This window comes from Olsenella absiana (assembly GCF_036408855.1).
Lineage (GTDB): Bacteria > Actinomycetota > Coriobacteriia > Coriobacteriales > Atopobiaceae > Olsenella_K > Olsenella_K absiana.
Genome location: NZ_JAZGJQ010000011.1, coordinates 39,909 through 51,645 on the forward strand (window position 1 = coordinate 39,909; position 11,737 = coordinate 51,645).

Sequence of the window (11,737 nt, forward strand, 5' to 3'; positions counted from 1 at the left end):
ACCCGTCACCTGGCACACGTCACCCGAAACTACACAGAAGGAGCCCCATGCCGCACGCCAAGAAGGAAGACAACTTCTACACCCTGTTCAGGGAGTTCGCCCGCGACCTCATCAAGGTCGCCGAGGACTACGAGGTCCTCATCAAGGGGTATCCCGCGACGTCCACGCTGATCCCAAAGATGAGGGTCCACGAGGACCGCTGCGACGAGCACGTGAAGAAGATCATGAACGAGCTCTACAGCTCCTTCATCACGCCTTTCGACCGCAACGACATCTCCGACCTCGCCCTCAGGCTCGACGACGTCGTCGACTACATGGAGGGCAGCTCCGTGCGGCTCGACCTGTTCAACATGCACGGCACGCGCGAGGAGGCCGTCCAGCTCGCCAGCCTCACCAAGGAGGCCGTCGCCGACCTCTACGTGATGATCGACCACCTGCCCAACTACAAGACGGACCGCGTGGTCATGGAGAAGGCCATCTCGGTCGGGCACATCGAGGACGAGGGCGACCACGTCTACGAGTCAGCCCTGCGCCGCCTCTTCCACGAGGAGGACATCGACGAGTACCGCCGCGGCCACGTGGTCGGCTGGCTGCGCGTCTTCGATCGCATGGAGATGTGCCTCAACGCCTGCGACGACGCGGCCGGCGTCGTCCGTTCCGTCGTGATGAAGAGCGCGTAGGGGAGGGGGCGGGCGCGCGGGGCGCGATGCCAGGGCGCGCTTGGGAGCCGGACTTCGTCGCATCGGAGAACGAGTCGATTTCTGGCCACTTTATGCGAGGGCGTGTTCAGGCTGTAAAGGCTGTGTAACACGGCAGGGCCCGGCGGGGGGCCAGGACTAAAGTCATCCCCAGTCGATACTATCGATGGCCGTCGCCGAGCTCGGTCTCGCAGACGCCACCCAGACCTGCTTGGAGGCAGAGATGGTTCAGAAGAAGGACATTGACTGGGGCAGCCTCGGTTTCGCGTACATGCACACCGACTACAGCTACGTCTCCAACTACAAGGATGGGGCCTGGGACGAGGGCGGGCTCACGCCCGACCACACGGTCACCCTCTCCGAGTGCGCGGGGCTTCTCCACTACTGCCAGGAGGTCTTCGAGGGCCTGAAGGCCTACACCACCAAGGACGGCGACATCGTCTGCTTCCGCCCGGACCAGAACGCCGAGCGCATGTACAACTCCGCCGAGCGCATCTGCATGCCCCCGTTCCCGAAGGAGCGCTTCGTTAGGGCCGTCGAGGAGGTCGTGCGCGCCAACGCCGCCTACGTGCCGCCCTTCGGCTCCGGCGCCACGCTGTACGTCCGTCCGTTCATGTTCGCCACGGGCGACGTCATCGGCGTGAAGCCCGCCGACGAGTACCAGTTCCGCATCCTCGTGACGCCGGTCGGTCCGTACTACAAGGGTGGCGTGCATCCCGTCAAGCTGCAGGTCTCCAAGTACGACCGCGCAGCGCCCCACGGTACCGGCAACATCAAGGCCGGCCTCAACTACGCCATGTCGCTCTACCCGAGCGTCGAGGCGCACTCCAAGGGCTACGCCGACAACATGTTCCTGGACCCCAAGACCCGCACCTACGTCGAGGAGTCCGGCGGCGCCAACATCCTGTTCGTCAAGGAGGACGGCACCTTGGTCGTGCCCCAGTCCTTCACCGACTCGATCCTGCCCTCCGTCACCCGCCGCTCGCTGGTGGACGTCGCGGAGAAGATGCTCGGCATGAAGGTCGAGCAGCGCCCGGTCAAGTTCCAGGAGATCCTGGACGACGAGTTCGTCGAGGCCGGCATGTGCGGCACCGCCGCCGTCATCTCCCCGGTGGGCGAGGTCGACACGGACGAGGTGCACTACGTCTTCAAGAGCGGCATGGAGAACGTCGGCCCGACCATGAAGAAGCTCCGCGAGACCCTGACCGGCATCCAGTCCGGCGAGATCGAGGACCGGTTCGGCTGGGTCCACAAGATCGACGTGGAGTAGCGCCCGGGGCAGCTGCCGCATGGCAGCTTCGGCAACGAGGGCGTCATGACCACGTTCGATGAGGTCATGCGCACGAAGTCCATCATCCTCAAGGGTATCCGCATCTAGGTTGCGAGGACCGGCCGGAGCCGGTCCCAGCAGGGCCTGCCAAGTGCGGCCGGACCTGCCAGGTGGCAAGTGAGGGGCGCTCAGTCACGACCGTGGCGGGGCGCCCCTTCTGCGTCCGTGCGGTACGCGGCCGGCCCGTGGGGCGTGCGGCACGCGGCTGGCCCGTGGGGCGCGCGACGTAGTGTGCGGAGGTTCCTGCGGGTGCCCGCGCAGGGGCGTCAATGCAGCCTTGCGGTTTCGGAGTTGCAACTGGGAGAGTTATGGACGGCTCAGTCGGGGGAGCTGTGTCGAGATGTCGTTGGCGTGCGCGGCTTACCTCGGCAAACGCGGATGTCGGGTGAGCGCGAGGGAGAGCGCGGCGACCGGAGAGGGGCCTGGGGACTTCGGACCCGTCCCTAACTCGGAAAAATGCAGCGGCAACTCCTGGAAAATGCAGGGGAGGGGTCGCAGGCGGGTGGACTCCACCCGCGCGCGGTGGTCGCAGCCGCGGCCGGCCCTCGCGAGTCGCAGCCGCGGCCGGTACGTAGGCGAACCCGTAGACGGGCGCCCTCCGTCCTGTCGAAGGAATGCAATTCTCCGACCGAGACAGTGCATCTCGGCGACTTGTGAACGGATTCACGTCGCTCCGCAGATGCCGTAGTTTCGTGAATCCTGGGCAAACGCAATCAATCGTGCTGTCCACGTCTCGCGCAGGGCGGTTCCAACTCTGAGGGGAGTCCATAACTCGCGGAGATGCACGGGTCGGCTTGGATCCTTCTGGAGTGCTGGCGCGACCCGCCTGTTGCCGCGACCCGCGTGCTGCCGCGACCCGCCTGCTGGCTCGACCCGCGTGCTGCCGCGACCCGCGCCTCGGCTGCGTGCGCTACTCGTCGGTCACGAAGTACTCGGGGAAGCGACTGACCACGCTGCCCTTCTCGTCCAGTAGCTGGTGGAGGTGCTGCGACATGAGGAAGTCGGTCTCGTCCGCGTCGCGTGCCTCGACGGCCGACAGGATGCGGTCGTGCTGGTCCATGAGGCTTCCCCAGTCGAGCGACTCGGTCATGAGCCTGAGCCAGCGCAGGCGGCTCACCGGGAGGTTGACCTCCGAGACCCAGTCGTAGACGCGCTCGCGCCCCGCGATGCGGTAGAGCTGCTGGTGGAAGCGGTTGTCGCTATCGAAGTAGGACTCCGAGTCACCCGCACGCAGCGCCTGGTGCATGGTGGCGTTGGCGTACTCGAGCTCGTCCAGGTCGCCTGGGCGCCAGCGAGCGCACGCCTCGACCGCGACCTTGCGCCCGACGGTCTCGCGCACGAAGCGCGCCGAGTCCGCGTCGCGCAGGCTGATCTTGGAGACGGTGGTGGAGACCTGGGGCACGACGCTCACGAGCCCCGACTCCTGCAGGCGCACGAGTGCCTCCCGCACGGGGGTGCGCCCCAGGCCGAGGGTCGAGACGAGCGTGTTTATCGTGAGCTTCTCTCCCGGCTTGTAGCGGCACCGGATGATGTCGCTGCTGATGAGGCGGTATGCGCGCTCCTGGAGCGTCGGTGCGTGCCCGGTGGCGTCCTGGTCGGGTGCGCCGGGGTCGTCTTCGGGGGTGGGGACGTTCATGGAGACTCCTCAAGGTGCGTCATCAGGCCTGCTGGCCTGCGCGGACATGGTCTATGTGCTTGGGCTTCCTTGCAATTATATTAGGTCGTGCGCAGGCGGGCGCCCGCGCGTCCGCCAGCGACCCCGGGCGAGGCGGGGGGCTGGCGGGGGCTGGCGGGCCGTCCCGTGCCCGCGGAGGCGCCACGCCCGGCGGTACCGCCCCGCCGGGCCCGCGCGGGAGGTCTCGTGCGCCCTGCGCGCACCCGCCCGGGTTGTGCGAGAATACGTAGCCGACTGAACATCGGAGAGGGGACGGGAATGGCACAGAGGGTACAGGGCACCGAGGATCTGTATGGTGGCTACATGCGCGCGTGGGAGCGCATGTGCCGCACGGCGGGGGAGCTCTTCGGCTCCTACGGCTTCGACAGGATCGAGACGCCCGCGATCGAGCAAGTGGCCACCTTCGTGCACGGCATCGGCGAGTCCACGGACGTGGTGCGCAAGGAGATGTTCCGCGTGTTCTCCGGCGCGTTGATGGAGCGCTTGCTGGAGAGCGGCAGCGAGAGCGGCCTCAAGGCCAAGCAGCGCCTCGCCCTGCGCCCGGAGGGCACGGCCGGCGTCGTGCGTGCGGCCGTGGAGCACAACTTCGTGCCCCAGGGCGCCTCTCCCGTGAAGGTGTGGTACGGCGAGGCCATGTTCCGCGGCGAGCGTCCGCAGAAGGGCCGCCTGCGGCAGTTCCACCAGGTCGGAGTCGAGTGGCTCGGCGCCGAGGACCCCGCGGCGGACGCCGAGTGCATCATCATGCTCATGGAGTTCTACAAGCGCATGGGCTTCGATCCCTCCACGCTCACCCTGCGCATCAACTCGATGGGCGACGCCGCATGCCGTCCCGCCTACCGCGAGATGGTCCGCGACTTCATCTACGCCCACAGGGAGGAGATGTGCGAGGACTGCCTCGAGCGCGCGGAGATCAACCCGCTGCGCAGCTTCGACTGCAAGAACGAGCGCTGCCGCGAGGTCATGCGCGAGGCGCCGCTCGTGACCGACAACCTGTGCGACGACTGCCGCGAGCACTACGCGCGCGTCAAGGCCTACCTCGACGAGGCGGGCGTCTCCTACGTGGAGGACCCCACCCTCGTCCGTGGCCTCGACTACTACACGAGGACCGTCTTCGAGGTGGAGGTAGCCGGCTCCGGCGTGGGCGCCATCGGCGGCGGTGGCCGCTACGACGGCCTCATGGAGCTCGAGGGCGGCAAGCCCACGCCCGGGCTCGGCTTCGCCGTGGGCTTCGAGCGCATGGCGCTGGCCCTGGAGCAGCAGGGCGCGAGCCTGGAGGGGGAGCGCCCCGCCTGCGTCTACGTTGCCTGCACGCCGGAGGAGCGCGACGCGGTCTTCTCCGCCACGCTGGCGCTGCGCCAGGCGGGCGTCCGTACCGAGGCGGACTACCAGGGCCGCTCCCTCAAGAGCCAGTTCAAGCAGGCCGACAAGGAGGGCGCCTCCCTCTGCGTCGTCCTCGGTCCCGACGAGGTGGCTGCCGGCGTGGCGACGCTGCGCGACATGTCCACCCACGAGCAGGTGCAGGTGCCGATGGCCTCGCTCGTCGACGAGGTCAGGGCGCGCCTGGCCTAGCGGAGAAGGACATGGGGTCGGGGGGCCTGGCCTGGGGAGGGCCAGGCCCTAGGTGTGCTTGGGCCAGGCGTGCCGCACCGGGCACCGCTTGCTGCCCGGTGCCTGCTGCCCGGTGCCTGCTGCCCGGTGCAGCTCCCCGGTGCCCGTGCCCGGTGCCCGCTGCAGCTCCCCGGACGGGAGCGTGCGTTTCTCGGACTTATGGACGGGTGCTGTCGCGTCGGCGCCCCGCCGGCGGGCTGCATCCTGGGCACGCTCGTGGAGCGGGTGCCTCAGGAGGCCAACGGGGGAGCATATCGGGCGGCCTCGCCCCTCGGGGCCGTCCATAACTCCCGTAGATGCACGAGCCGAACCTGCAGATTGCGCCGGAGCCCGCCGGAGCCCGCCGGCGGCACCAGCGGGCGGGGGCGGCCGCCCGACCGCCGCCGTGCGCGCGGCCTCGCGCCCCGGACCGCATCCGGGCTGCGAACGCGCCCCGGAGCGGGCAGACCCTACGCCGCGCGCGCCATCGTGCGCCCGTGCCGCACGCCCGCACCGCCGGAGACGGCCGCGAGGCGCGCCGCGGCGCCGTGGCCGCGCGCGTCGGTGGCGCCGCGGGTGCGCAGCACGGGCGCGCGCAGCAGCGAGCTCGCGAGCGAGCAGAGCGGGAGCAGGTAGAGGAAGCAGGCCGCCAGGATGCTCGCCGTGGGCGCGCCGATGAAGGAGAGCGTCGCCGTCGCCGCGATCGACCAGGGCATGAGGGCCGCGCAGGTGACCACGGTGTTCTCAAGGTCGAGCGCGTACCCCTCGCGGGTCTCGCCCGCAAGGCCGCTGCAGAGCTGGTCGGTCAGCATGATCGCGAGGGTCTGGTTGCAGGCGATGCAGGAGGTGGCGAGCCCCGTCGCCAGGACGCTCACGAAGGGGCTGGTCCTGCGGTTTAGCTCGTCGACGCGCGAGCGGAGCCCGGACAGGAGGCCGGTTCCGTCGAAGAGCCCGGCGTAGGTGGCGGAGATCCCCACGACGCACTCGATGTTGGCCATCGACGCGAGCCCGCCGCCGTCCACGAGGCGTGCGACCTCGGGCGTCTCGGCGTGGTAGCCGAGCAGCGCGATCCTGGGGAGGTCGGCGAGGGCCACGTGCTGCTCGAGCACGCAGACCGCGACGGAGACGGCGAGGGCGGCGAGCAGCGTGCGCCTCACGGAGACCCTCCTGAGCGAGAGGCCCACGACCACGGCGGCCGGCGCGAGGCAGGCGGGGCCGAGGTCGAAGGCGGAGGAGAGCGCGTCGAAGGAGGCGGCGCCGGCGGCCGTCCTGGGCGCGGCGAACCCGGCGAGGGCGTAGACGACGCAGGTCAGCGCGAAGGGGAGCAGCCCCGTGCGCAGCATGGAGCGCACGTTGGAGAAGACGTCGGTGTGGGTGAGCGTGGCCACGAGCGCCGCGCTCGACGACATCGGCGAGTTCCTGTCGCCAAAGTAGGAGCCGGCGAGGACGGCACCGCCCACGAGTAGCGTGTTTGCGCCCATCGCCTCGGCGAGCGTCATGCAGATGATCCCCATGGTGGCCGCCGTCCCGAAGGCCGTGCCCATGAGCATGCTCATGAGGCAGCACAGCAGGAAGGTGGCCACGACGAGGGCACCGGGCGAGACGAGTCCGCTCGCCAGGACCACGATGGCGGGGATCGTGCCGGCGGCGCGCCAGAACGCGGCCATGACGCCGACGATCGCGAGCAGCGCCAGGACGCCGCTTACCGTCTTCACGCCGGCGAGCGAGAAGGACGCGAGCTCGCGTGCGCCGTGCCCACGGCTCAGTCCGTAGCCGCAGAAGAGCGCGAACCCGGCGAGCAGCGTCAGCGGCAGCGGCACGCCGAGCGCCGCCCCCGTCATGAGAAGGCCTGCGAAGACGGCGAGCACGATCGTTTCCAGCAACTCCGACCCCTCCCGGGTTACGCGATAGTTTCCGCCTCGTTACGCTATACTCCGGTTGGCCTAAGGTCCAACTGTTAAAGTCGGAGTCACCTACAAGATGTTCTTGTCGCCTAGGTGTCATACAAGGCGACCTTGTACCCGCACGTATTCGCACAGTCCGGCCCGGAGGCGTACGCTCTTGTCGCCAGCGTCGCCAGCGTCGCCAGCGTCGCCAGCGTCGCCAGCGTCGCCAGCGTCGCCAGCGTCGCCAGCGTCGCCAGCGTCGCCAGCGTCGCCAGCGTCGCCAGCGTCGCACGCGGCCAGCCGCACTCGTCCGAGGGGGACGGATGAACTTCCAGACCATGGACTACTTCATCGCGCTCGCGGAGGAGCGCAGCTTCACCAAGGCGGCGGAGCGCCTCAACGTGACCCAGCAGACGCTGTCGGCCCACATCGCCTCGGTCGAGCGCGACCTCGGCGTGCGCCTGGTCGTCCGGCGCGTGCCGCTCGAGCTGACCTACGCGGGCGAGCAGTTCCTGGGCTACGCGCGTCGCTTCAAGGCGGAGCACGACCACATGGTCCACGAGTTCAAGGACATCTCCGACGACGAGCGCGGCCTGCTCAGGGTGGGCGTCACGAGCACGCGCGGGCACATCATCATGCCCCACGCCATCGCGGACTTCCAGCGGCTGCACCCCGGCATCGAGGTCGACCTCAACGAGGGCGAGAACGAGGCCCTGGTCTCGCTCATCTGCGACGGCCGCCTCGACGTGATGGTGGGCACCGTGACGGGTCGGGTCCCGCGCCTGGAGGTGAGCGAGCTCTACCGCGAGGAGGTGGTGCTCGTGGCCTCCAACCGGCTGCTGGAGGCCAAGCTGGGCGACAAGGTCGAGCAGAGCGTGGAGCGCGTGGAGCGCACGGGCGACCTGTCGCCGCTCGCGGGCCTGCCCTTCCTCGTGCTCGGCCGGCGCGACATCCCCGGCACGATCGCCGTGCGGACCTTCCAGAAGGCCGGCTTCACCCCACGCATCGCCGTGAGGTCCAAGAACGCCGAGACCCTCCTCGCGCTGGCGGCGCGCGGCGGCGGCGCGTGCTTCTCGCCCATGGAGCTGGTGGAGACGACCTTCTCGCCGCAGGAGCTGGTCGGGATGCGCCTCGTGCACCTGGGGCCAGACGCGCGCTACCCGATCCACGTGGCCTGGCGGACGTCGGCCCATCCGTGGAGCATGGTGGGCGCGTTCTGCGAGTCGCTCCGGCAGACCGTCGGCGGCGGGGGAGAGCAGGAGCTGCGCGGCGCGGAGGAGGGCGCGTGAGCCGGCGGGGTGCCTCCGCGCGCGCTGGGCGAGAAGGACGCGAGCCCCGCGGCGGCGACGTGCGAGAAGGCTGCGAGGGCGGCCCTGCGCGCCGCTGGCGCCTCGTGGAGGCGTCCGAGGGCCGGGCGCTCCTGCGCGCCCTCGTGCCGACGGGCGCCTCGGAGCTCCTGAGGGAGGCGACCGGCTCCAAGCGCTCGGCCGCTCGCATCCTCGCCGAGGGGCGCGCGAGCGTGTTCGGCGTGCTCCTACGCCCCGCCGACGCCCTTCGTCCCGGCGACGTCGTGGAGGTCACCTGGGGCGCGCCCTGGTCCTCCGGCGCGGGCGTGGCGGCCACCGCGCCGGCGGCCGGCCCGGACCTCCTCGTCCTGTGGGAGGACCCCTTCGCGCTGGCGGTCGAGAAGCCCGCGGGGCTTCTCGTCCACTCGGACGGCACGGGCGCCGACACCCTCACCGGGCGCGTCCGCGCCCACCTGGCGGCAGCAGGGAGTCCCGCGGCGGGCTCTGCCCAGGCGCTGCAGCGCCTGGACGAGGAGACCACGGGCGTCGTGCTCTTCTCCAAGGCGCCGGACTTCCAGCCCGCCTTCGACGAGCTCGTCGCCGGGCACGCCATGGGCAAGCGCTACCTCGCCGTGGTGCGGGGCCGCCTCTCCGGAGGCCCCTTCGAGCTCACGGGGCCGATCGCGCGCGACCGCCACGACGCGCGCCGCATGCGCGTCGGCGCCACGGGGAAGCCGAGCCTGACCAGGGTGCTGCCGGTCGAGTGCCGCGGCGGCGCGACCCTCGTCGGCTGCGAGCTGGGCAGCGGCCGGCGCCACCAGATCCGCGTCCACCTGTCGGCGGCGGGCCACCCCATCCTGGGCGACTCCCTCTACGGCGGCGGGCCCGGCCCGCTCATGCTCCACGCCCTGGAGGAGTCCTTCGCGCACCCCGTGACGGGCGCACCCGTCCGCGTGCGCACCCCGTGGCCGGCGCGCCTGCTCCCCGCCTTCCCGGAGCGCGAGGTCGGCTGGGACGCGCTCCGCGGCCTCTAGGCGCACGCGCGGGGCCGCCCGCAAGTCCGCTATCAATTCCGCTATCATCGGTAGGACAGGGGGCAACAAGTCGTCCGGGTGGCGGGTGCCACCGAAGGAGGGGTCCTATGCCAGATACCATGCGCGGCGTCTACACCAACCTCACGGAGATCCGACGCAAGGTGTTCTGCGAGGTCGCGAGGATCATCTACTCCACGGCGGACCACCCCGAGTGGACGGACGCGGACTTCGACCGGGCCTTCGACGAGCTGCCGTACAAGATCCTGCCCGGCGACGTGGCGACCTACCGCGGCTCGGTCTTCCTGGAGCGCGCCATCGTCAGCGAGCGCATCCGCCTCGCCATCGGCCTGTCGCTGCAGGGTGTCGACCGCCCTCAGCGCATCTCCGACGGCATGACGCGAGCTCTGCGCGCTGAGACCTACTACGAGCCGCCCCTGGTCAACGTCATCAAGTTCGCGTGCAACTCGTGCAAGGACAACGTCTACGAGGTGACCAACACCTGCCAGGGCTGCCTCGCGCACCCCTGCCGAGAGATCTGCCCCAAGCAGGCGATCACCTTCGTGAACAAGCGCGCCTACATCGACCAGGAGAAGTGCGTCCACTGCGGGCTGTGCGCCAGGACCTGCCCGTACCACGCGATCTACCACTACGAGCGGCCCTGCGCCGCCGCCTGCGGCATGGGCGCAATCGGCTCCGACGAGCACGGCCGCGCGGAGATCGACCAGAGCAAGTGCGTGGCCTGCGGCCAGTGCCTCATCAACTGCCCCTTCGGCGCCATCGCCGACAAGAGCCAGATCGCCCAGGTCATCTGGTCGATCCTGGAGGGCGACGAGGTCATCGCCATCGTCGCGCCCGCCTTCGTGGGGCAGTTCGGCGGCAAGGGCGACGTGGGCAAGCTCCGCGCCGCCTTCACCAAGCTGGGCTTCTCGGGCCTGGAGGAGGTCGCGCTGGGAGCCGACCTCTGCACCATCCAGGAGGGGGAGGACTTCCTCGAGGAGGTGCCCGACAAGCTCCCGTTCATGGGCACGTCGTGCTGCCCCGCCTGGTCGATCATGGCCAAGCGCGAGTTCCCCGAGCACGCGGACTGCATCTCCATGGCGCTCACGCCCATGACGCTCACGGCGCGCATGGTCCGCACCCAGCACCCCCACGCCAAGATCGTCTTCGTGGGGCCGTGCTCCGCCAAGAAGCTCGAGGCCATGCGCAAGTCCGTCCGCTCCGAGGTCGACTTCGTCCTCACCTTCGAGGAGATGGCCGGCATGATGGAGGCCAAGGGCATCGACTACCTCGACCTCGCCGACGAGGGCAAGTCGGACTTCGACGTGGCGAGCGCGGACGGCCGCGGCTTCGCGGTCGCGGGCGGCGTGGCGAGCGCCGTGGTCAATGCCATCCACCGCGGGCACCCCGACCTGGAGGTCAAGGTCGCCAACGCCGAGGGGCTCGAGGAGTGTCGCAAGATGATGAAGGACGCCGCGCGCGGCAAGTACGACGGCTACCTGCTCGAGGGCATGGCGTGCCCCGGCGGCTGCGTGGCCGGCGCGGGCACCCTCGTGGCGATCAACAAGTCGGCGGCGGCGGTCAGGCGCTACGCCAAGCGCTCGCCGCGCCAGAACGCCACCGAGGACGCGTTCCGCATGCTGATTCCCGTGCTCGAGCGGCCCGACGACCGCCAGCGCTTCGGCGACGACGAGCTGCTGGAGACGGACGAGGCGCAGCACCTCATCTAGGGCGGACGCGAGGGCAGAGAGGCGCACGAGAGCAGAGAGGCGGCCGCGGGAGCCCCCGCGGCCGCCTCCTCATCCGTCGATCCGGTCTGCCCGTCCCCGGGCCGGGCCCAATCCCCGGAGCTAGTCCTTGACCCCCTTGGTCGAGGGGTAGAACGTGGCCTCCGGGAACACGTCCTTGATCGTGTGCCCGTTGACGAAGGGCAGGGCGAGGAACTCGTCGAGCGTCGGGACGAGGTCGCTGCAGTCCACGAAGTGGTTCTTGCTGTTGCGGACGCTCGTGTCCTGGGCGCGCCATGCCTCGTAGTTCACGTCGGTCAGGTAGTAGACCTTGGAGCCGACCTTCATGTAAACCGAGTGGTTCGCATGCAGGTAGTCTGCAAGGCCATCGTAGTCTACGTCGAGCTTCTCCGATGCGATCTTTCCCATGGTCATTCCTTTCGTCGAAGGGCGGACCCTTGGTGCCATCTTAGCGCCCCCGGCCCGGCGCGAGGAAGCTGCCAGGGATTTGTTAGGC

General features: G+C 69.9%; 10 protein-coding genes. 7 read left to right on the forward strand and 3 right to left on the reverse strand.

Annotation, left to right across the window (positions count from 1 at the left end):
* Positions 1-47: 47 nt before the first annotated feature.
* Both VXJ25_RS08515 and VXJ25_RS08520 read left to right on the forward strand, forming a co-directional pair.
* Positions 48-680 (forward strand): DUF47 domain-containing protein, encoded by a 633-nt coding sequence (locus tag VXJ25_RS08515; protein ID WP_330958786.1) that lies wholly within the window; start codon positions 48-50, stop codon positions 678-680.
* 241 nt (positions 681-921) lie between these two features.
* Complete coding sequence (locus tag VXJ25_RS08520) at positions 922-1,968, forward strand: branched-chain amino acid aminotransferase (RefSeq protein ID WP_330958787.1); 1,047 nt, start codon at positions 922-924, stop codon at positions 1,966-1,968.
* A gap of 970 nt (positions 1,969-2,938) precedes the next feature.
* Here VXJ25_RS08520 and VXJ25_RS08525 read toward each other — a convergent pair.
* Entirely contained in the window at positions 2,939-3,664 is a 726-nt protein-coding gene (locus VXJ25_RS08525; protein ID WP_330958788.1) for a GntR family transcriptional regulator, read from the reverse strand.
* 297 nt (positions 3,665-3,961) lie between these two features.
* Between VXJ25_RS08525 and hisS the strand changes: the two genes are divergently transcribed.
* A complete protein-coding gene (gene hisS, locus VXJ25_RS08530) occupies positions 3,962-5,272 on the forward strand; it encodes a histidine--tRNA ligase (protein ID WP_330958789.1) in 1,311 nt (436 codons plus the stop codon).
* 488 nt (positions 5,273-5,760) lie between these two features.
* Here hisS and VXJ25_RS08535 read toward each other — a convergent pair whose 3' ends face one another.
* Complete coding sequence (locus VXJ25_RS08535; protein WP_330958790.1) at positions 5,761-7,173, reverse strand: Na+/H+ antiporter NhaC family protein; 1,413 nt, start codon at positions 7,171-7,173, stop codon at positions 5,761-5,763.
* Positions 7,174-7,305: 132 nt separating this feature from the next.
* Between VXJ25_RS08535 and VXJ25_RS08540 the strand changes: the two genes are divergently transcribed.
* The 4 genes from VXJ25_RS08540 (at position 7,306) to VXJ25_RS08555 (ending at position 11,223) form a co-directional block, all read left to right on the forward strand.
* The gene (locus VXJ25_RS08540; protein WP_330958791.1) at positions 7,306-7,503 is read left to right on the forward strand and encodes a hypothetical protein; all 198 of its coding nucleotides are present in this window, start codon (positions 7,306-7,308) and stop codon (positions 7,501-7,503) included.
* Positions 7,500-8,465, forward strand: a complete 966-nt coding sequence (locus VXJ25_RS08545) for a LysR family transcriptional regulator (protein WP_330958792.1) — start codon at positions 7,500-7,502, stop codon at positions 8,463-8,465. Before VXJ25_RS08540 ends, VXJ25_RS08545 begins: the two co-directional genes overlap by 4 nt.
* The gene (locus VXJ25_RS08550) at positions 8,462-9,496 is read left to right on the forward strand and encodes an RluA family pseudouridine synthase (protein ID WP_330958793.1); all 1,035 of its coding nucleotides are present in this window, start codon (positions 8,462-8,464) and stop codon (positions 9,494-9,496) included. Before VXJ25_RS08545 ends, VXJ25_RS08550 begins: the two co-directional genes overlap by 4 nt.
* Positions 9,497-9,603: 107 nt before the next feature.
* Complete coding sequence (locus tag VXJ25_RS08555; protein WP_330958794.1) at positions 9,604-11,223, forward strand: 4Fe-4S dicluster domain-containing protein; 1,620 nt, start codon at positions 9,604-9,606, stop codon at positions 11,221-11,223.
* 120 nt (positions 11,224-11,343) lie between these two features.
* Here the strand turns inward: VXJ25_RS08555 and VXJ25_RS08560 are convergent, their stop codons facing one another.
* Complete coding sequence (locus tag VXJ25_RS08560) at positions 11,344-11,649, reverse strand: CDP-alcohol phosphatidyltransferase (protein WP_330958795.1); 306 nt, start codon at positions 11,647-11,649, stop codon at positions 11,344-11,346.
* Between the last annotated feature and the right edge of the window lie 88 nt (positions 11,650-11,737).